Genomic DNA, 20,515 nt, shown 5'->3' on the forward strand with positions numbered 1-20,515 from the left:
AGCAGGTTCTCGGCGATCCACACCGTGGGCTGGTCCGCGTCGAAACCGACCCGCCACAAGGCCGCCAGCCAATCGTGGCGAAGGTCGATGCCGACCGCGCACCGCCCGTGCAACAAGCCGGTCTTGAATTCGATCACTCGGGGCTGGTCTATCTCGTACACCGTTGTCCCCGGTGGCCACCACAGCCGATACGGCCGGGCGGGGATTCGTCAGGCGGTGATCCTGGGGTCGGGCCTGGACGCCCGGCCCGCGTCGGCAAGGAAACCGTCGAGGAACCGGGTGTGCGTCACCAGGATGTCTCCAATACATGTCTACGTAATCGGCAGCCATCGGACGCGAAACACCTGCTCATAACGATGCAGACCCCTCAGGACCGCCCCGCAGGGGGGAACTTCGGACTAACCACGCGGTCGGCGTGGTTGAGGCGCTGGTCCGCGAATTCAACGGCCGGTATCGCATTGCCCCGCTGGTGATCGCAACCCAGGCGCGCGTCGCCCTCGGCGACCAGATTGGTCACGCCCTCGGGGTGAAAACACTGCTCGTGATCATCGGCGAACGCCCTGGACTATCGGTTACGGACAGTCTCGGCATCTACCTGACCCATCTGCCGGCGCCGGGACTCACCGACGCGGAGCGCAACTGCATCTCCAACATCCACCCGCCCGACGGCCTTGATTATCGAACGGCCGCGGCAACCGCTGCGGCGCTCATCTCGGAAGCCCGCAAACTTGGCCGCTCGGGTGTCGCCCTCAAAGACAACTCGCGCAACAAAGTGGTCGCCGGCGGCGTACTCAGTGTCGAATGACTTCACCGGGCTGGCGTCCTGGCCAGCGCCAAGAGCAGCTGGCGTAATCCGGTCCGGGAATGTGCCGGCAGAAAAAGATCGCAATAGGGCAGTGCCACCGCCATCGAACCGGTCAGCGGCCGGAACTCCGCCTGCGCGGCGCGCGGGTTGAGCCAGATCAGCAGCTCGGCGCGGCGACGCACCCGGGCCAGCGCGTGGTCCAGCACCTCGGGGGGATCGCTGTCCCAGCCATCGGAGGCGATGATCACCACCGCGCCGCGCAACGCATTGCCATAGGGCGGGGCCAACAGGGCGCCGACGCTGCGGCCGATGAACGTGCCGCCGTAGCGGTCGGTCACCTTGGCGTTGGCCCGTTGCAGCGCCACCTCGGCCGAGCGATGCGACAACACCGCGGTGAGCCGGGTCAGGGACGTCGAGAAGGCGAACACCTCGGGCCGGATTCCCGCCTGGCGCAGCGCCGCAGCTCGCATCAGATGCAGATAGATCGCGGCGTACGGCTGCATCGACCGGCTCACATCGCACACCAGCACAATCCGCCGCAGTCGGCGGCGCGGCCGGCTACGCGCCAGCAGCATCGCCTCCCAGCCGGTCGACCGCGACGCGTTGATGGTCGCGCGCAGATCAATGTGCTTGCCGTGCCGGCTAGACTCCAACCGCAGGCTGCGCCGACGCGGCCAGCGTTGCACCGCGGTCTCCAGCCACTCCCCGAGCAGCCTGAGGTCGTCGGGATCGAACCGGTCGAACGGTTCGTCGGCCAGGGCAGCGATGCGGCTGGGCAGGTACTGCGGCAGCTGGACACTGGGGCCGGGGGCGCCGGTCTCTTCGGGGCTGGTCCGGGTGGCCCACGGCAGCGTGTCGGCGCCACCGCCGGAACGGCTGCCTGCGCGGTGCACGGTCCCGGCCGCGGGGGTGCGGGGGCCACCGAGTGGCAGCGACGGCGCGGGCGGCCCCACAGCATCACCGTCGACGGCGCCGAACACCGCGGCAAACACCGCATCGAAGGCGACGAGATCTTCCATCCGGTTCACCAGCGTCAACCTGGCGGCCCAGTACAGCGTCGCCGCGGTGTGCGGCACCAGCTGACGCAGCGCCTGCACGAAACTTGCTGGGCCGCTTGCGGATACGTGAACCCCGGCGCTGCGCAGCCGTGCCACCATGGCGGCCGCGAACGCCGCCAGATCGACGCCCCGCAACAACGGCGTGTCGATGGGCGTGTTCATCTCGTCAGCGCCGCCGGCGCAGCACCCAGAGCAGCACCAGCACGGCCGTCACCGCCAGCGCCACCGCAGCGTACTTCTTCAGCCGGTCGGCGCCGGCGAGCTCCAGCAGGTCGATCGGAGCGCGTTCGGCGGCTGGACCTGCTGAGCGCGCGGGGCCGGCCGCGGGCTCAGGGCCGGTCGCGGTTGCCGGGCCCGTCGCCGCGAGTTCGGCTTCCAGCGAATCGACGAACTGGCTCAGCAACTTCTCCGAGACCTGCTGCAGCATTCCGCTGCCGAATTGGGCCAGCTTGCCGACGATCTTCAGGTCGGTGTCGACGGTCACCTGGGTACGCTCGCCCGCCTCGCGCAGCTGGGCGGTGACGGTGGCGGCCGCGTTGCCGGTGCCCCGGGCTTCCTTGCCTTTGGCGTCGATCACCGCGCGGTGCTGGTCGCGGTCCTGCTCGACGAAATGCACCTTGCCACTGAATTCGCTGGTCACCGGACCCACCTTGACCTTGACCTTGCCCAGGTAATCGTCGCCGTCGTGGCCGGTCAGTTGCGCCCCGGGCATCAGCGGGATCACCTTCTCGAGGTCGCACAGCACGTCCCAGGCCTGTTCGATCGGGGCGCTGACGCTGAACTCGTTGGCGATCTTCATGCTGCGGTCCTCTCATGTCCGGCTGCACTCGGTGAAAGCGGTGTACGCGTCACGAATCAGCGTACGGTCGTCGGGTGTCTTGGCCAGCGCCCCCAGGCTGGCGAGCGCCTCCGGAAACGATTCGTCCTGCAGGTCGGCGACGCCGAGCGACACCAGGGCGGCGACCCAGTCGATGGTCTCGGCCACGCCCGGCGGCTTGTCCAGGTCGAGATCGCGTGTGCGGCCCACGAATTGGGTGGCGTGCTGGATCAGCGGCGCGGTGGCCCCGGGCACCGTCCGGCGGACGATCGCCGCGGCCCGGGCCGGCTCCGGGTAGTCGATCCAGTGGTACAGACAGCGCCGCCGCAGGGCGTCGTGCAGGTCGCGGCTGCGGTTGGAGGTGAGCACCGCGACCGGCGGCCGCTCGGCGACGAAGGTGCCCAACTCCGGGACGGTGACGGCGGATTCGCCGAGGAATTCCAGCAGCAGCGCCTCGAATTCGTCGTCGGCGCGGTCGATTTCGTCGATCAGCAGCACCGGCGGGGTCGGGCCGCGATGGCGGACACAGCGCAGGATCGGCCGGTCCACCAGGTAGGCCTCGGTGTAGAGATCTGCCTCCTCAATACCGGTGCCCCGCGCTTCGGCCAGCCGGATGGCCAGCAGCTGGCGCTGGTAGTTCCAGTCGTACAGCGCCTCGCTCGCGGTCAGCCCCTCATAACACTGCAGCCGGACCAGGGTGGTATCCAGCACGGCGGCAAGGGTTTTGGCGGCCGTCGTCTTGCCGACGCCGGGTTCGCCTTCCAGCAGCAGCGGTCTGCCGAGGGTGACTGCGAGATAGATCGCCGAGGCGGTCCCCATGTCGAGCAGGTAGTCGTGCGCGTCGAACCGGTGGACGACCTCGTCGGGGTCGGTGAACATCACGATGTCACCAGCCGCTGGTAGTCGTCCCAGGTGTCCACGTCGAGCGGTACCGGGCCGTCGACCGTGAGTTCGCGCACCTGGTGCCGGCCCGACTCCATCAGCTTCCACACCCCCTTGTCACCGTGCAGTTGCGCCAGCTCGCCGAAGATGTTGCGGCTCAGCCAGAATGGATGTCCGATGCCGTCGGCGTAGCGGCACACCATGATTTCGGCGGCCGGTCCTCGGGTCGCCAGCTGCCGCAGCGTCGCGGGGTCCACGCCCGGCTGGTCGCCCAGCATCAGCACGATGCCGGCGGCCTGCGGGTCCACCCGTTGCAGTGCCTCCCGCAGCGACGCCGAACACCCGGCCCCGTGGTCGTCGACGACCACCACGTCGACCCCGGCCAGCGGCACCCCGTCACGCACCTTCTGGGCCGCGCCGCCCAGCGTGACGATCAGCTGATCGAATCCGGCACGGCGAGCGACCTCCAGGGTCGCTCCCAGCAGCGTCGTATCCCGGTATGGCAGCAGCTGTTTGGGCGTGCCCAGCCGTCGGGACCTGCCGGCGGCCAGCACGACACCGGTGACCGTCATCCGACCGGCCGGTTTGCGAATGCGGCACGGCATCCCGAACCGCAGAACCAGTAGTCGGTGCCTTCTCGCCGCAGGTGCTCGGTCGTGGGCCCGACGGTCACCGTCATGCCGCATACCGGGTCGACCGCCTCCGGCGGCGCGGTTGCGGGCGCGTTCAAATTGCCCTTGCGCAGCGCTGCGATCAGCTCGGCGGCGATCGACACCGCGATCTCCGCCGGGGTCTTGGCGCCGATCGGCAAGCCTACCGGGGTGTGGATGCGGGCCCGCTCGGCCTCGGACAGGTCCAGCGAACTCAGGATCGAGGCGCCGCGGACCTTGCTGGCCACCAGGCCGATATACCCGACGTCGTTATCCAGTGCGGCACGGATGGTTTCGGCCTCCGGCCCGCCGTGGCTGGCGATCACGACGGCGGTCGGCGAGGCGGTGGCATCACCCCGCTCGCTGTCGCGTTGCGCGTCGTACCCGAGCACGCCACACAGCTGGATCAGCGCGTCCGCGATCGGCGTGGCGCCGTAGACCCGGATCAGCGGCGCCGGCAGCTGCGGGGTCAAGAAGATCTCCAGCGCCCCGCCGGACAAACACGGGTTGACCACCACGCAGGCGCCGGGCGCTTCCGGGAAGTGCACGTCGCCGTCGGGAAGCACCCGCAGCAGCACGCTTTCACCGGCCTGCAATGCGCCCAGCGCCGCCTTGCGGACCGAGTGCTGCGCGCACTGGCCGCCGACGAAGCCTTCAATGGTACCGTCCGCCAACAGTATTGCCTCGTCACCCGGATAGGCGGAGGCGGGCGGCTGGGCCCGCACCACGGTCGCGTGCACGAACGGTGTCCGTGCCGCCAGTAGTTGCTGAGCCCGTTCGCTGATGGTCATCATGGTCTAAATCGGCGGTCTGGCGCGGCCTTGCATGGCCTCCCAGACCCGCGACGGTGTCAGGGGCATGTCGGCGTGGCGAACTCCGAACGGGGCCAACGCATCCACCACCGCGTTCACCACGGCCGGCGGGGATCCGACGGTGGCCGACTCGCCGATGCCCTTGGCGCCGATCGGGTGATGCGGTGACGGCGTGACGGTGTGGCCGGTCTCCAGGTGCGGCACCTCGAGCGCGGTCGGAATCAGGTAGTCCATCAGCGAGCCGCCCAGGCAGTTGCCGTCCTCGTCGAAGGCGATCATCTCCATCAGCGCCATCCCGATGCCGTCGACGACACCGCCGTGCACCTGGCCCTCGATGATCATCGGGTTGATCCGGGTGCCGCAGTCATCCACGGCCAGGAAGCGGCGCACCTTGACCACGCCGGTGCCCGGATCGACGTCCACCACACAGAAATACGCGCCGCAGGGGTAGGTCAGGTTCGACGGGTTGTAGCACACCTCGGCGTCCAGCCCGCCCTCGATGCCCTCCGGCAGATCACCGGCGCCGTGGGCACGCATCGCGATGTCCTGGATGGTCACTGACGCCGACGAGTCACCCTTGACGTGGAACTTGCCCTTCTCCCATTCCAGGTCGGCCACCGAGACTTCCAGCATGCCCGAGGCGATGATCTTGGCCTTGTCGCGCACCTTGCGGGCCACCAGAGCGGCGGCCCCACCCGATACCGGGGTCGAGCGGCTGCCGTAGGTGCCCAGCCCGAACGGGGTCTGGTCGGTGTCGCCGTGTACCACCTCGATATCGTCGGGCGGGATGCCCAGCTCCTCGGCGACGATCTGCGCAAACGTCGTCTCATGACCCTGGCCCTGGGTCTGAACCGAAAGCCGCACAACGGCTTTGCCCGTCGGATGCACCCGCAGCTCGCAGCCGTCGGCCATGCCGAGGCCGAGGATGTCCATGTCCTTGCGAGGCCCGGCGCCCACGGCCTCGGTGAAGAACGACATGCCGATGCCCATCAGCTCGCCCTGCTGCCGTCTGCGGCGTTGTTCCTCGCGTAACGCGTCGTAGCCGATCATGTCCATGGCCTTGCGCATGGTGGCCTCGTAGTCACCCGAGTCGTACACCCAGCCCGTTTTGGTGGTGTACGGGAATTGCTCGGGCTTCAGCAGGTTTCGCAGCCGCAGCTCGGCCGGGTCCATCTTCAGCTCGAAGGCCAGACAGTCCACCAGACGTTCGACGAAATACACCGCCTCGGTGATCCGGAACGAGCACGCGTAGGCCACCCCGCCGGGCGCCTTGTTGGTGTACACCGCCGTCATGTGGCAGTAGGCGGCTTCCAGGTCGTAGCTGCCGGTGAACACCCCGAAGAAACCCGCCGGGTACTTCGTCGGCGCCGCCTGGCCGTTGAACGCGCCGTGGTCGGCCAGCACGTTGCTGCGGATTGCGAGAACCTTGCCGTCCTTGGTGGCCGCGATCTCGCCGACCATGATGTAGTCGCGCGCGAAGCTGGTGGAGGTCAGGTTCTCGCTGCGGTCCTCCATCCACTTGACGGGCTTGCCCAGCACCAGTGAGCCGACGATCGCGCACACATAGCCGGGGTAGATCGGCACCTTGTTGCCGAAGCCGCCGCCGATGTCGGGCGAGATGACGCGGATCTTGTGTTCGGGCAGGCCGGCCACCAATGCGTACAGCGTGCGGTGGGCGTGCGGTGCCTGCGACGTGGTCCACAGCGTCAGCTTTCCGCTGACCGGATCCACATCGGCTACCGCACCGCAGGTTTCCATCGGAGCGGGGTGTACCCGCGGATAGACCATCTCCTGCTTGACGACGACATCGGCCTTGGCGAACACCGCTTCGGTGGCGGCCGGGTCGCCGGTCTCCCAGTCGAAGATGTGGTTGTCTTTCTTGCCTTCCAGATCGGTGCGGATCACCGGCGCGGCCGGGTCGAGCGCTTTACGGACGTCCACGACAGGATCGAGCGGGTCGTACTCGACGTCGATCAGCTCCAGCGCATCGCGGGCCGAATACCGGTCTTCGGCAACGACGAACGCCACCTCTTGGCCCTGGAAGCGCACCTTGTCGGTGGCCAGCACGGCTTGCACGTCGTTGGCCAGTGTCGGCATCCAGGCCAGGCCCTTCTCGGCCAGGTCGGCGCCGGTCACCACCGCCTTGACCTTCGGATGGGCCAGGGCCGCAGTGGTGTCGATGCTGACGATGCGGGCGTGCGCATACGGCGAGCGCAGGATCGCCAGGTGCAGCATCCCGGGCAGCGTGACGTCGTCGACGTAGGTGCCGCGGCCGCGGATAAAACGGGGATCCTCCTTGCGCAGCATCCGACCGTGGCCGCAAGGCTTCTGGTCGTTGTCAGCGGTGTCTTCCGGTGACGGAGGCCTTGATGCCCCCTCTTTAAAGGTGGTCATGACTCGGCCTTTGCGGTCTGGTGCTGGGCGGCCCATTGGATGGACCGCACGATTGTCGTGTATCCGGTGCACCGGCAGATCTGCCCGGAGATGGCCTCCCGGATGGTCTGCTCGTCGGGACTGGGGTTGCGGTCCAGCAGCGCCCGGGCGGTGATCATCATTCCCGGTGTGCAAAAGCCGCATTGCAGCCCGTGACAGCGCATGAACCCTTCTTGCACCGGGTCGAGTGATCCGTCAACCCCCGCCAATCCTTCAACGGTCCGCACGCTGCGCCCGGATGCCATGACGGCCAGCATGGTGCACGACTTCACCGGGACGCCGTCGACGTCGACCACACAGGTTCCGCAGTTGCTGGTGTCACAGCCCCAGTGAGTTCCGGTGAGCCCCAACTGATCCCGGAGGAAATGTACCAGCAGCATCCGGGGTTCGACCTCTGCGGTGACCTGTTCGCCGTTGACGGTCATGTTTACCTGCATGGGCTTGCTCCTTTCTGGTGGCGACCCGCCGCGCCCGGCTCCGCCGCGCTTGCGATCGCCACTAGTCCTGTCTGGCGGCGACCCGCCGCGCCCGGCTCCGCCGCGCTTGCGATCGCCACTAGTCCTGTCTGGCGGCGACCCGCCGCGCCCGGCTCCGCCGCGCTTGCGATCGCCACTAGTCCTGTCTGGCGGCGACCCGCCGCGCCCGGCTCCGCCGCGCTTGCGATCGCCACTAGTTCCCTTCCGGCTCAGGGATATTGCGCACCCGCTCGGTCGCGGTGCGCAGCGTACGGATGGTTAATTCGGAAGCCAGGTGGCGCTTGTACTCGGCGGTGCCGCGAATATCGGTCACCGGATCACAGGCTTGGCTTGCCTGCCGGCCCGCCTCGGCGAACGTTTCTTCGGTGGCCGGCCGGCCCACCAGCTCCTGGGAAAGCTCGGCGAGCGCTGTCCTATTGGGATTCACCGCGGTGAGACCCACCCGGACGGCGGCGATGGTGTCGCCGTCGAGCGTGATCGACGCACCGGCCGCGGTGACGGCCCAATCACCAACCCGCCGTTCAACTTTCGCATATGCGCTGGAGGTGTTGAGCCGCACCGGGATACGTACCTCGACCAGGATCTCGTTGTGCGCCACCGCGGTCTCGTATGGTCCCACCATGAAGTCGTCGATCGCGATCTCACGCTCGCCCGACGGCCCCCGCGCCAGGCACACGGCGTCCAGTACCGTGCATACCGTCGACAGGTCCTCGGCCGGATCGGCCTGACACAGCGAACCGCCCAGGGTGCCGCGGTTGCGAACCACCGGGTCGGCGATCACGCGTTCGGCATCGCGGAAGATCGGGCACACCGCCGCCAGCGTGTCCGACTCCAGGATCTCGCGATGCCGGGTCATCGCGCCGATGCGCACCAGGGTCGGGTCGGTGATCACGTATCCGAGTTCGGGCACCAGGTCGTTGATGTCGACCAGATACTCCGGGTTGGCGATGCGCAGCTTCATCATCGGCAGCAGGCTGTGGCCGCCGGCGACCACTCGCGCCCCCTCCCCCAACCGATCCAGTAATCCGATGGCGTGGTCGACACTGGTCGCACGCTCGTATTCGAAGGGCCCAGGTACTTGCATGCGCCCAGTGTCAGCCGCTGCTCAACGAGCGTCAATGCCGACTTAAGTGATCGCTGAACTCGCCTTCTACCTGCGGGTCATGGTGGATCCGCCCGTCGGTCTCGGCCAACGGGCGCCCGCGCCCGCCCCACCGCCGGGCGATGATGTCGGCGGCGATCGACACCGCCGTCTCCTCGGGCGTACGGGCGCCGAGGTCCAGTCCGATCGGGCTGGACAACCGGCTCAGTTCGGCGTCGGTCAGCCCGACCGCCCGAAGCCGCTGCACCCGGTCGTCGTGCGTCCGGCGCGATCCCATCGCCCCGACATACCCGACCCGGGGCAGGCGCAGCGCCACCTCGAGCACCGGCACGTCGAACTTCGGATCGTGGGTGAGCACGCAGATCACCGTGCGCTCGTCGACGGCGCCCGCCTCGGCCTGGGCCGCCAGGTAACGGTGCGGCCACTCGACGACGACCTCGTCGGCCGTCGGAAAACGCGCGGCCGTGGCAAAGACGGCGCGAGCGTCGCAGACGGTGACCCGATAGCCCAGGAACGATCCCTGCCGCGCCAGTGCGGCGGCGAAGTCGATCGCGCCGAACACCAGCATCCGCGGGCGCGGCGCGAAGCTGGACACGAAGACCTCCATGCCTTCGCCCCGGCGTTGCCCATCGGGCCCGTACTCGAGAATTTCGTTGCGTCCCAGCGCAAGCAAACCGCGCGCGTCGTCGGTCACCGCGGCGTCGGCACGCTCGGAACCGAGCGATCCGGCAATCACGTCGGGATACACGACAAGCCTTCGGCCAATCCATTGGGTGTCCGGGTGGGTGATCACGGTCGCGATCGCCACCGGCCGATGGGCGGCGATGTCCCCGGCCACCGCACCGAGTTCGGGAAACGTTGAGTGCGAGACGGATTCGACGAAGACATCGATAATGCCGCCACAGGTCAGGCCCACCGCGAAGGCGTCATCGTCGCTGACACCGTACCGTTCCAACCGGGGCGTCCCGCTGTGTACCACCTCGGTGGCGAGTTCGTAGACAGCACCCTCCACACAACCACCCGACACCGACCCGCTCACCGAACCGTCGGGTGCCACCACCATCGCCGCACCCGGGGGCCGGGGCGCAGACCGCAATGTCCGCACGACCGTCGCCAACCCCGCGGTATCACCGGCGCGCCAGATCGACAGCAGCTCGGCAAGCACGTCACGCACCCCCTTAAACTAAGCCAGAAGTAGGCTCTTTCCATGACTCCGGCTCAACTTCGGGCCTATTCGGCGGTGGTGCGGCTGGGCTCGGTGCGAGCGGCCGCCGCAGAGCTCGGCCTCTCCGATGCCGGTGTCTCCATGCACATCGCGGCGTTGCGCAAGGAGCTCGACGACCAGCTGTTCACCAGGACCGGTGCCGGGTTGGCGTTCACCCCCGGCGGGCTGCGGCTGGCCAGCCGGGCCGTGGAGATCCTGGGCCTCCAGCAACAGACGGCGATCGAGGTCACCGAGGCCGCCCACGGCCGCCGGCTACTGCGCATCGCCGCGTCCAGCACCTTCGCCGAGCACGCGGCACCGGGCCTGATCGAGCTGTTCTCGTCTCGAGCCGACGACCTGTCCGTCGAGTTGAGCGTGCATCCGACGAGCCGGTTCCGCGACCTGATTCTGTCTCGGGCGGTTGACATCGCCATCGGCCCGGCCAGTGAAAGCCGCCACGGTGCCGACGGCTCGCTCTTTGTGCGGCCCTTTCTGAAGTATCAGATCATCACCGTCGTGGCACCCAACAGCCCACTGGCCGTTGGCATTCCGACTCCCGCGTTGTTGCGTCAGCAGCAGTGGATGCTCGGCCCCTCGGCGGGCAGCGTGGACGGTGAGATCGCAATCATGTTGCGGGACTTGGCGATTCCAGAATCGCACCAGCGAATTTTTCAGAGCGATGCCGCTGCCCTCGAGGAGATCCGGCGAGTCGGTGGTGTCACACTGACCATCGGCTTCGCGGTCGCCAAGGACCTGGCCGCCGGACGGTTGGTGCACGTGACCGGTCCGGGACTGGATAGGTTCGGCGAGTGGTGTGCCTCGACGTTGGCGCCCTCGGCCCGTCAGCCCGCGGTGTCCGAACTGGTCCGGTTCATCACCACCCCGCGGTGCACCCAGGCGATGATCCGCGGCAGCGGGGTCGGTGTGGCGCGGTTCCGCCCGAAGGTCCACGTCACCTTGTGGAGTTAGCTATACGCTTTACCCCCATGAGCGTGTACAAGGTGATCGACATCATCGGGACCAGCCCGACCTCCTGGGAGCAGGCCGCGGCGGAGGCGGTGCAGCGGGCACGCGAAAGCGTGGACGACATCCGGGTGGCCCGAGTCATCGAGCAGGACATGTCGGTGGACTCGAGCGGCAAGATCACCTTCCGGATCAAGCTCGAGATCTCGTTCAAGATGAGGCCGGCCAAACCGCGCGATTAGCCTCAATCCGAGCCGTTGCGGTTGCCGGGCGGTTGCGCCGTCGGGCCGTCGCGCGTCTGGCTTCGAGTGTGCGCGTATGGCTTCGAGTGTGCGTCCACGGCTTTGACCGTGTATCCAGGGCTGAGAATTCGCCGCGAGCACGCCCCAGCCGCACACTCGGTGCCGCAGACGCACACTCGGCGCCACCAAAGCACACTCGGCGCCCCAGCCGCACACTCGATTCACCAAGCCCGCGACAAGTCGGCATGCTGCCTGATCCACGCATGCATCGCGATCCCGGCGGCCACGCCGGCGTTGATGCTGCGGGTTGAGCCGAACTGGGCGATCGACACCGTGATCGACGCCCCAACGCGGGCGTCGTCGGTGATGCCGGGTCCTTCCTGACCGAACACCAGCAGGCACTCGCGCGGCAGCGTCGTCTCCTCCAGCCGAGCCGCCCCGGGCACGTTGTCGACGGCGACCACCGTCAAACCGGCGCCCACGGCGAAGTCGAGCAACTCGGCGGTGCTGTCGTGGTGGCGCAACCGCTGATAGCGGTCGGTCACCATGGCGCCACGGCGGTTCCAGCGGCGGCGGCCGACGATGTGCACGGTGTCCACCGCGAACGCGTTCGCGGTGCGCACCACCGAACCGATGTTGGCGTCGTGACCGAAGTTCTCGATCGCGATGTGCAGCGGGTGACGGCGCCGATCAATGTCGGCGACGATAGCCTCCCTGGTCCAATACCGGTAGGCGTCGACGACATTGCGAGTATCGCCGTGGCGCAACAACTCTGGGTCATATCGCGCGTCGTCTGGAACCAGGCCCGTCCAGGGACCGACACCGCTGGCCGGCGTGCCCCATTCGGTGGGTCCCGCGTCGTTCATCGCGACGTCCACACCGCGGCGTGAGTACCCACGATCGCCACCGTCGCATACAGCAGCGCCTGGTTGATTTCACCCTGGGTGCACAGCGACGCGTCGACGTGTACGGCGTCGCGGGACGCATCCGGCAGGACCAGCACCGATGCGCCGTAGGTCGCGCAGGCCGGGCTCAATCCGCGGCCGGGCAACGTCGGCGCGGCAAGCAGCATCATCGGCCCGCCGCGGGCGGCGGAGTCGTCGCGATAGCGGGTCGCCAGCGCATCGGCCGCCAGCCCCAGCAACATGTAGCCGTTGCCGGTGAATGCCGCCGGGTCCCCGAGCTGGGTCTTGGTCACGGGCGTACCGTCGGCGCGCCAGGCCGACAAACTGGTGGTCTTGACCACCAGACCGGTGTCGTTCTGATTGGTCGGCAACATCCCCACCGGAAATGCGGCCGGATAAGCCGCCGCGGTATTGGGGATCCGATCATGAGGCGAATAGGCATACACACCGCGCACCGCGCTGCGGTCGGTCAGCGGGCCCAGACAGACCGTGCCGGTGAGCCGGTCCGGCGGCGCCGACAGCGGCTTGGCGATATCGCGCACCTTGGTCATCGCGTCGTCGCAACTGCCGATACCAGTCGACTCCAGCGGATGGGCCACGGCACCGTAGAGGCCGTAGCGAACGTCCTCCGGTTTGGCGTGCGGCGCATGGCGGTCGCTCGGCGCGGCATCGACGTCGACCAGCACGTAGTCAGCGGACCAGCGCAGATTCGACACCGCCATGTTCCACCCCAGCACCGGCAGCGACTCGCCCAGCCGGGCGCTCTGGGCGCCATAGATGCGATCGGGTCTCGAATCGGAGCAAGCCGCCAGACACGCCAACGCCATGATCAGCGCAACCAGAACACGCACCGCCGCCGGCCTAGCCCAGCCCCAGATCGGCAAGCCCCAGCACGCTGCGGTACGGCAGACCCGCGGCCTCGATAGCCTCGGCGGCACCGGTGGCGCGGTCCACGACAGTGGCCACGCCGACCACCTCGCCTCCGGCATCTTGGACGGCGTGCACCGCGGTCAGCGCGGAGTTGCCCGTGGTACTGGTGTCCTCGACCACCAGGACCCGCTGGCCGGACACCTCGGAACCCTCGATAAGTCGTTGCAGGCCATGGGTTTTCGCTGACTTGCGGACGACGAACGCGTCGATCGGGCGGCCGGGCGCGTGCATGATGGCGGTCGCCACCGGGTCGGCGCCGAGCGTCAGGCCGCCGACGAGCGCGTAGTCCCAGTCGGCGGTGAGTTCGCGCATCAGCCTGCCGATCAATGCCGACGCGCGGTGATGCAGGGTGGCGCGGCGCAGGTCGACGTAGTAGTCGGCCTGTTTGCCCGACGACAGCGTGACGCGCCCGTGCACCACCGACAACCGGCGCACCAGCTCGGCGAGCTCGCCGCGGTCAGCTTCGGCCACTGCCGCCACCGACACGTTTGACTGCCGCCCTGACCAGGCCCCGCGGCATCAGCCGCCCGGCCGTCACAATCGCCTTGTAGTGCAGGCCCGGGACACTGATCACCTTGCCGCGGATGACATCGGCCAGACTCTGGCTGACCACGTCGTCGACCTCGAGCCACATGAACGACGGGAGCTTGGCCATGTCAATGCCGGCCCGGGCATGGAATTCGGTGTGCACGTAACCCGGGCATACGGCGTGCACACTGACACCGGTGCCCTGCAACCCGTTGGCCAAGCCCTCGCTGAACGAGATCACCCAGGCTTTGGACGCGGAGTAGGTGGACCCGCGGCCGGAGAGCAGACCGGCGACGCTGGCGATGTTGATGACGGTGCCCGCGCCGGCTTCGAGCATGGCCGGCAACGCGGCCCGGGTCAGTTGCATCACCGCCGTCACGTTGACGTCGAGCTGCGCCTGCAGCAGGGCGGGATCGGTCGTCCAGAATTCCCCGGAGGTGCCCAGACCGGCATTGTTGACCAACACCCGCACGCCCCGGGAGAGCCGTTCGGCAACCTTGGCCCGGTCGGCCGCGTCGGCCAGGTCGGCGGGCAGGATCTCGACGCCGCCGGCCTGCGCTTCCAACTCGCCGGCCAATTGCCGCAACCGGTCGACATCACGGGCGACGAGAACCAGGTCGTAGCCGTCACGCGCGTAGCGTCGCGCGTAGCCGGAGCCAATCCCGGAAGTCGGACCTGTGATCAGCGCGACGGGCCGTGGCATGAGCGACAGTGTACTGACCGGCCGCCGGCCCCCAGGGCCCCGCTATCAGTGCTGGAAGTTGCTGGCTTGCCGGCCGTTACGACCAGCCGGCGGCGGACGCCGAACGCCTTCGGGACGACCTTCGTCACGACGCAGCGGCTCGGCCACCCGACGAGCCGGATCGGGTATCAGGCCGGCGGCCGGGTCCACCTGAGCGCGCCGGGGCGGCAGTTCGGCCTGACGCGCGGATGCCAGCGGACGCCCTGGTGCCGCGTTGCGCGCCGGTTCTGTGCTCTCTTGGGAGGTCTCGTCCTGCGGCAGCGGCGGCAACACCCGCAACAGGTCATTGAATTGGCGCACGGTACGCAGTCCCTCGTCCCACTGGGCGCGGGTGCTGGAGATCGGCAGGCTGACCAACGTCCAGTTCTGCTCGTTCCACATGATCTCGGCGCAGTCGGGCGCGGTGTGCGCGAAGGTGACCATGCGCCGGTCGCAGGCCCGCCGGGCCGCGTCGAGATTGGTGGAGTAGACCATCCGCGGCCCGATCGCGCCGAGCAACCAGATGTCGCTTTCCCGTGGTTCCTTGAGTCCCTTGAGCCGCAGGTCTACCACGACGTTGGTGCCCACCTTGCGGTGCAGGGCGATCACCGTGGCGACTTCCTCGAGATCGAAAATGTAGACGGCCTCGCCCCGGATCTGACCCAGCACGACGTTCTTGGCCGGGACATCACCGACCGTCGACATCACACCGCGCTTCCAGCGATGCAGGATTTCGGTCGACTCGCGCTCGTAGTCGAAGCCGTGCGACCGCGCCCACGACCTACGACGTCGGCTGCGCCCGCGTCGTCGATCGATGTCGACGTACAGCAACACCACCGCACCGACGAAACACAGCGCGGACAGCGTGAACCAAAGCGGGACCACGGGAGACAGCCTATCTGCTGATGGGCCCGAATAAAGAATCCGAGCAGGTCACAACCGAATCACAGGACTCAAAACCCAGGCGCGTCGGATGCCCGGTCTCGAGTGGCGGCCAAACGGCGGCTACCCGTATTTCCCCGTGGCCCGCGGCCCGCTGGTGGCCCGGGTGGATCATTGCCGACATCGAATCCGCACTATCGAATCGCACTATCGAGATAGGAGTCATCTGTGTCCCTGCCAGACGAGACGCTGCATATCGACGTTCCGGTCGAACTCGACGAGGTGAAGGTCGTGTTCAGCGTGGCATCGCTCACCTTCGAAGGGGACATGCCCGCCGTCCTGTTCCACCTGGGAATCGTGGTGGCCGACGCCGCCGCGTGGCAGGCCAGCTCGCACGTCGTCGCCGTGTTCCACACCAATGCCGGACACGTGACACTCGACGACCAGGCCTACAACGCCAACCGGCACGTCAGCACCGGCAATCCGTACAAGGCGGTGCTGGCCGACCTGATAGCCAAGGGAGTGCACATCGAGTTGTGCGGGGCCACCGCCAGGGCCAACGGCTGGCGCAACGCCGACCTGATCCCCGGAACCAGGATCAACAGAAACGCCATGGCCCGACTGACCCAGCTGGTGCAGCAGGGGTACGTGAAGATCTCGGAGGCTTAGGTCGTATTAGGGTCGTATTAGGGTCGTATCAGGATTACCGCCTCATCCGCATCTCCATCGCGAACGGTGTCTGCCGGGCGACGATCGATCACCCGCCGATCAACTTGCTGGACATGCCGTTGTTGACCGAGATCGACCGGCTCCTGGCCGAAGTCGCCAGCGACGACGGTGTGCGGGTGCTGATCGTCGACTCGGCCGATCCGCAGTTCTTCGTCGCACACGCCGACGTCGCGCTACTCGGCGACTTGGATGGCCGTCCCGAAAGTGCCGACACCGCGCTGCACGACGAGCTGTCGTTCTTCCACGCGATGACGCAGCGGATCCGAACCCTGCCCCAGGCAACCATCGCCGTCCTCGAGGGAGTCTGCCGCGGCGGCGGCTGCGAGTTCGTGATGGCCTTCGACATGCGTTACGCCGCGCTCGGCACGACCGTGCTGGGCCATCCCGAGGTTTCGCTGGGAATCATTCCCGGCGGCGGCGGCACCCAGCGGCTCCCCCGACTGGTCGGTCGCGGCCGGGCCCTCGAAGTGATCCTGGGTTGCCAGGACGTCGACGCCGCGACGGCCGAGGCCTGGGGATACCTGAACCGGGCGCTGCCGGCCGACGAGCTGCGCGGGTTCGTCGACCAGCTCGCCGCCCGCATCGCGTCGTGCCCGCCGACGGCGATCGCGGCCGCCAAACGCGCGGTGGACGCCGCCCTGGACGAGCGGCTGGACGTCGTGACCGGCCTGCGCATCAAGGATCAGCTGCTTCGCGAAACGCTGGCCGAACCAGCAGCGCGCCGACGGCTCCAGGCGATCATCGACGCCGGTGCCCAGACCCGAGAATTCGAGCTGGGCGCCGCGCCGAAACCGTCGGCGCGCTAGCCCAGGATCAGTGAATCGCCGTCGGCGCTGACATTGACGGGCACCACGTCGCCGTCGTGCACCTCGCCGGCCAGCAGCATCTTGGCCAGCTGGTCGCCGATGGCCTGCTGGACCAGCCGCCGCAACGGACGCGCGCCGTACACCGGGTCGAATCCGCGATGCGCCAGCCACTGCTTGGCTTGCAGCGACACCTCCAGCTGCAACCGCCGCTGGGCCAGCCGTTTCTGCAGCTGGGCCAACTGGATGTCGACGATCTGCACCAGTTCCTCGGGGTTGAGGCCCTCGAAGATCAGCACGTCGTCGAGCCGGTTGATGAACTCCGGCTTGAACGTCGCGCGCACCGCTGCCATCACTTGCTCGGGAGTGCCACCCGAACCCAGGTTGGACGTCAGGATCAGGATGGCGTTGCGGAAGTCGACGGTGCGACCATGGCCGTCGGTGAGCCGGCCTTCGTCGAGCACCTGCAACAGCACGTCGAACACGTCGGGGTGGGCCTTCTCGACCTCGTCGAACAGCACCACGGTGTACGGGCGCCGGCGCACCGATTCGGTCAGCTGACCACCTGCCTCGTAGCCGATGTACCCGGGCGGGGCACCAATCAGGCGGGCCACGGTGTGCTTCTCGCCGTACTCGCTCATGTCGATGCGGACCATCGCGCGCTCGTCGTCGAACAGGAAGTCGGCCAGCGCCTTAGCGAGCTCGGTCTTACCGACACCGGTCGGACCGAGGAACATGAACGCCCCGGTCGGCCGGTTGGGGTCGGACACGCCGGCCCGGCTGCGCCGCACCGCGTCAGAGACGGCCTGCACGGGCTTGCGCTGGCCGACGACCCGCTTGCCCAGCTCGTCTTCCATCCGCAGCAGCTTGGCGGTTTCGCCCTCCAACAGCCGTCCGGCCGGGATCCCTGTCCAGGCCGACACCACGTCGGCGATGTCGTCCGGGCCGACCTCTTCCTTGAGCATCACCTGCTCGCGGGCCTGCGCCTGCGGCAGCGCGGCGTCGAGTTGCTTCTCCACCTCGGGGATCCGGCCATAGCGCAGCTCGGCGGCCTTGGCCAGGTCGCCGTCGCGCTCGGCGCGCTCGGACTCGCCGCGCAGGGCTTCCAGCTGTTCCTTGAGCTCGCGGACGATCTCGATGGCGTTTTTCTCGTTCTGCCATCTTGTGGTGAGTTCGGCGAGCTTCTCTTTCTGGTCGGCCAGCTCGGCGCGCAGCTTTTCCAGCCGCTCCTTGGACGCTTCGTCCTCCTCCTTGGCCAGCGCCATCTCTTCGATCTCCAGTCGGCGCACCAGCCGCTCCACCTCGTCGATCTCGACGGGCCGCGAGTCGATCTCCATCCGCAGCCGGCTGGCCGACTCGTCGACCAGGTCGATGGCCTTGTCCGGCAGGAAGCGGGCGGTGATGTAGCGGTCGGACAGCGTGGCCGCGGCCACCAACGCCGAGTCGGTGATCCGCACGCCGTGGTGCACCTCGTAACGGTCCTTGAGCCCGCGCAGGATGCCGATGGTGTCCTCCACCGATGGCTCGCCGACGAACACCTGCTGGAAACGGCGCTCCAGCGCGGCGTCCTTCTCGATGTACTTGCGGTACTCGTCGAGCGTCGTCGCGCCGACCAGCCGCAGCTCGCCGCGGGCCAGCATCGGCTTGATCATGTTGCCGGCGTCCATCGCGCCCTCGCCGGTCGCGCCGGCGCCCACGATGGTGTGCAGCTCGTCGATGAACGTGATGATCTGCCCGGCGGAGTTCTTGATGTCGTCGAGGACAGCCTTGAGCCGTTCCTCGAACTCGCCGCGGTACTTGGACCCGGCGACCATCGAACCGAGGTCGAGCGCGATGATCGTCTTGTCGCGCAGGCTTTCCGGGACGTCGCCGGCCACGATCCGCTGGGCCAGGCCCTCGACGATCGCGGTCTTGCCGACCCCGGGCTCACCGATCAGCACCGGGTTGTTCTTGGTGCGACGGCTCAAAACCTGCACGACGCGGCGAATCTCGTTGTCGCGCCCGATGACCGGGTCGAGCTTGCCTTCGCGGGCGCGTGCGGTCAGGTCGGTGGAGTACTTCTCCAGCGCCTGATAGGTCGCCTCGGGTTCGGGGCTGGTGACGCGGGCGCTGCCGCGCACTTTGACGAAAGCCTCCCTGAGGGCTTGCGGGGAGGCGCCGTGGCCGGTGAGCAGCTTGGCAACGTCAGAGTCGCCGGTGGCCAGGCCGACCATCACGTGCTCGGTGGAGACGTACTCGTCGTCCAGCTCGGTGGCCAAATGCTGGGCGGCGGTGATCGCCGCCAGCGACTCGCGCGACAGCTGCGGCTGCGCACTGGCGCCGGTAATCTGCGGCAACCGGTCAAGCAGGCGCTGCGCTTCGGTGCGGATCGCGGCGGGCTCGACACCGACGGCTTCGAGCAGCGGCGCGGCGATGCCGTCGGTCTGGGTCAACAGGGCCATCAGCAGGTGCGCGGGCCTAATCTCGGGATTGCCGGCAGCCGAAGCCGCTTGCAGGGCCGACGTCAGCGCCGCCTGCGTCTTGGTGGTCGGGTTGAAAGAGTCCACGACAACTCCGTTCGGGATTTACGTTCGGTGAAAATGCTTGTCGGGTTGTGCAACGCCGTCAATGTTGAGTCTGTTCCGCTCAAGCCTAGGTTGTCGGCGAACGCCCGGCCATATGTCTGATACCACCTGGCTCAGCTTGGTAACAAGAGACCCCCGACGTCCGGGAAACCCGGCGGCGGCGACGGCCGGCGGACGCTCAGGCCCCCCGTGACGGCAGGTGCAACACCACGACGTCCGCTACCGTTCTTCGCGTGACGGTCGGAGAGCCTTCGTAAATGGTTGAAGTGCTGCCGCTTGCCCTGGTGATCACGGTTTCGCCGCTATCGATCATCCCGGGAGTGCTCGTCTTGCACGCGCAACATCCCCGGGAGAGCGGTCTGGCCTACCTGACCGGCTGGCTGCTGGGGCTGGCAGGGCTGACCGCGGTCTCCATCAGCATCTCCAACCTGCTGGGCGGTCTGCGTGAGGCGCCCCCCGCGTGGGCGTCCTGGCTGCGGATCGTCCTGGGAATAGCACTGATCGTGTTCGGCGTCATCCGTTGGCTGACCCGCCGCGGTCACGACCACATACCGGCCTGGATGCGAACGCTCACCTCGGTCACCCCGAGGCGGGCGGCGCTGACCGCAGCGGCACTGACCGTGCTGAATCCCAAGGTGCTATTCATCTGCGCGGCAGCCGGATTGGCAATCGGCACCGACGCGCTGGGTAACAGCGGGACCGTGATATCGGCCGCGCTCTTCGTCGCTGTCGCCGGGTCATCGGTCGCGCTTCCGGTGTTGGCCTACACCGTCGCCGGTGAGCGCCTCGACGCTCCGCTGGAGCGACTCAAGAATTGGATGGAAAAACACAACACCGCACTGGTGGCGGCGATCTTGGTGGTGATCGGGTTAGCGGTGCTGTACAAGGGAATTCACGCCCGGTAGGGCGTGGCGGGTTGCGCTCGCCGCTTGCTGTGCCAGCTCGAGGCGATGTTGCCCGCAGTCACCGGTAGTCACATTAGATGTTCGAAGATGTTCCAGACCGCTGA

General features: G+C 67.9%; 20 protein-coding genes and 2 pseudogenes. 6 read left to right on the plus strand and 16 right to left on the minus strand.

Features of this window, described 5'->3' with window-relative positions:
• Positions 1–206: pseudogene (locus CDN38_RS11085) on the minus strand (class I SAM-dependent methyltransferase); the annotation flags it as partial.
• Between the two features lie 212 nt (positions 207–418).
• Between CDN38_RS11085 and CDN38_RS11090 the strand changes: the two are divergent.
• Positions 419–805, plus strand: a pseudogene (locus tag CDN38_RS11090) (ethanolamine ammonia-lyase light chain EutC); the annotation flags it as partial.
• A gap of 2 nt (positions 806–807) precedes the next feature.
• On the opposite strand, the gene CDN38_RS11095 reads toward CDN38_RS11090, so the two are convergent.
• The 9 genes from CDN38_RS11095 to CDN38_RS11140 all read right to left on the minus strand — a co-directional run bounded on the left by CDN38_RS11095 (position 808) and on the right by CDN38_RS11140 (position 10,209).
• On the minus strand, positions 808–2,025 hold the full coding sequence (locus CDN38_RS11095; protein WP_075513193.1) for a vWA domain-containing protein: 1,218 nt from the start codon (positions 2,023–2,025) through the stop codon (positions 808–810).
• A 4-nt stretch (positions 2,026–2,029) separates the two neighbouring features.
• On the minus strand, positions 2,030–2,662 hold the full coding sequence (locus CDN38_RS11100; protein WP_075513192.1) for an SRPBCC family protein: 633 nt from the start codon (positions 2,660–2,662) through the stop codon (positions 2,030–2,032).
• Between the two features lie 12 nt (positions 2,663–2,674).
• A complete protein-coding gene (locus tag CDN38_RS11105; RefSeq protein WP_099318952.1) occupies positions 2,675–3,562 on the minus strand; it encodes an AAA family ATPase in 888 nt (295 codons plus the stop codon).
• A complete protein-coding gene (locus tag CDN38_RS11110; RefSeq protein ID WP_075513198.1) occupies positions 3,559–4,134 on the minus strand; it encodes a nucleotidyltransferase family protein in 576 nt (191 codons plus the stop codon). The genes CDN38_RS11105 and CDN38_RS11110 overlap by 4 nt, the downstream gene beginning before the upstream one ends.
• A complete protein-coding gene (locus CDN38_RS11115) occupies positions 4,131–5,003 on the minus strand; it encodes an XdhC family protein (protein ID WP_075513197.1) in 873 nt (290 codons plus the stop codon). The genes CDN38_RS11110 and CDN38_RS11115 overlap by 4 nt, the downstream gene beginning before the upstream one ends.
• Positions 5,004–5,009: 6 nt before the next feature.
• Positions 5,010–7,418, minus strand: coding sequence for an aerobic carbon-monoxide dehydrogenase large subunit (locus tag CDN38_RS11120; RefSeq protein ID WP_075513190.1), 2,409 nt, complete (start codon positions 7,416–7,418; stop codon positions 5,010–5,012).
• On the minus strand, positions 7,415–7,894 hold the full coding sequence (locus CDN38_RS11125; RefSeq protein WP_075513189.1) for a (2Fe-2S)-binding protein: 480 nt from the start codon (positions 7,892–7,894) through the stop codon (positions 7,415–7,417). The genes CDN38_RS11120 and CDN38_RS11125 overlap by 4 nt, the downstream gene beginning before the upstream one ends.
• 232 nt (positions 7,895–8,126) lie before the next feature.
• Positions 8,127–9,017, minus strand: a complete 891-nt coding sequence (locus CDN38_RS11135; RefSeq protein ID WP_075513188.1) for an FAD binding domain-containing protein — start codon at positions 9,015–9,017, stop codon at positions 8,127–8,129.
• 31 nt (positions 9,018–9,048) lie between these two features.
• Positions 9,049–10,209 carry an XdhC family protein gene (locus CDN38_RS11140; RefSeq protein ID WP_075513187.1) on the minus strand — a complete coding sequence of 387 codons (1,161 nt, stop codon included), beginning with the start codon at positions 10,207–10,209 and terminating at the stop codon, positions 9,049–9,051.
• 33 nt (positions 10,210–10,242) lie between these two features.
• Here CDN38_RS11140 and CDN38_RS11145 point away from each other — a divergent pair, with 33 nt between their 5' ends.
• On the plus strand, positions 10,243–11,208 hold the full coding sequence (locus tag CDN38_RS11145) for a LysR family transcriptional regulator (protein WP_099318953.1): 966 nt from the start codon (positions 10,243–10,245) through the stop codon (positions 11,206–11,208).
• Positions 11,209–11,225: 17 nt separating this feature from the next.
• Entirely contained in the window at positions 11,226–11,444 is a 219-nt protein-coding gene (locus tag CDN38_RS11150; RefSeq protein ID WP_023370097.1) for a dodecin family protein, read from the plus strand.
• Positions 11,445–11,665: 221 nt separating this feature from the next.
• Here the strand turns inward: CDN38_RS11150 and CDN38_RS11155 are convergent, their stop codons facing one another.
• Genes CDN38_RS11155 through ttfA form a run of 5 tightly spaced genes read right to left on the minus strand, consistent with a single transcriptional unit; the run spans position 11,666 to position 15,413 of the window.
• Positions 11,666–12,310 (minus strand): TrmH family RNA methyltransferase, encoded by a 645-nt coding sequence (locus CDN38_RS11155; RefSeq protein ID WP_075513196.1) that lies wholly within the window; start codon positions 12,308–12,310, stop codon positions 11,666–11,668.
• On the minus strand, positions 12,307–13,200 hold the full coding sequence (locus CDN38_RS11160) for a hypothetical protein (RefSeq protein WP_075513185.1): 894 nt from the start codon (positions 13,198–13,200) through the stop codon (positions 12,307–12,309). The genes CDN38_RS11155 and CDN38_RS11160 overlap by 4 nt, the downstream gene beginning before the upstream one ends.
• Positions 13,201–13,210: 10 nt before the next feature.
• Positions 13,211–13,750, minus strand: coding sequence for an orotate phosphoribosyltransferase (gene pyrE, locus CDN38_RS11165; RefSeq protein ID WP_036412481.1), 540 nt, complete (start codon positions 13,748–13,750; stop codon positions 13,211–13,213).
• The gene (locus tag CDN38_RS11170) at positions 13,737–14,510 is read right to left on the minus strand and encodes an SDR family NAD(P)-dependent oxidoreductase (protein ID WP_075513184.1); all 774 of its coding nucleotides are present in this window, start codon (positions 14,508–14,510) and stop codon (positions 13,737–13,739) included. The genes pyrE and CDN38_RS11170 overlap by 14 nt, the downstream gene beginning before the upstream one ends.
• Before the next feature lie 45 nt (positions 14,511–14,555).
• Positions 14,556–15,413, minus strand: a complete 858-nt coding sequence (ttfA, locus tag CDN38_RS11175) for a trehalose monomycolate transport factor TtfA (RefSeq protein ID WP_075513183.1) — start codon at positions 15,411–15,413, stop codon at positions 14,556–14,558.
• A gap of 225 nt (positions 15,414–15,638) precedes the next feature.
• Between ttfA and CDN38_RS11180 the strand changes: the two genes are divergently transcribed.
• Positions 15,639–16,079, plus strand: coding sequence for a DsrE family protein (locus tag CDN38_RS11180; RefSeq protein WP_201258308.1), 441 nt, complete (start codon positions 15,639–15,641; stop codon positions 16,077–16,079).
• A gap of 56 nt (positions 16,080–16,135) precedes the next feature.
• On the plus strand, positions 16,136–16,945 hold the full coding sequence (locus CDN38_RS11185) for an enoyl-CoA hydratase/isomerase family protein (protein ID WP_275539810.1): 810 nt from the start codon (positions 16,136–16,138) through the stop codon (positions 16,943–16,945).
• On the opposite strand, the gene clpB is transcribed toward CDN38_RS11185, so the two are convergent.
• Positions 16,942–19,488 carry an ATP-dependent chaperone ClpB gene (gene clpB, locus CDN38_RS11190; RefSeq protein ID WP_075513182.1) on the minus strand — a complete coding sequence of 849 codons (2,547 nt, stop codon included), beginning with the start codon at positions 19,486–19,488 and terminating at the stop codon, positions 16,942–16,944. The two genes, CDN38_RS11185 and clpB, sit on opposite strands and share 4 nt — an antisense overlap.
• A gap of 275 nt (positions 19,489–19,763) precedes the next feature.
• On the opposite strand from clpB, the gene CDN38_RS11195 reads away from it, so the two are divergent.
• The gene (locus CDN38_RS11195; RefSeq protein ID WP_075513181.1) at positions 19,764–20,411 is read left to right on the plus strand and encodes a GAP family protein; all 648 of its coding nucleotides are present in this window, start codon (positions 19,764–19,766) and stop codon (positions 20,409–20,411) included.
• Positions 20,412–20,515: the final 104 nt, after the last annotated feature.

It is taken from the genome of Mycobacterium ostraviense, assembly GCF_002705925.1.
In the GTDB taxonomy this organism is placed as follows: Bacteria; Actinomycetota; Actinomycetes; order Mycobacteriales; family Mycobacteriaceae; genus Mycobacterium; species Mycobacterium ostraviense.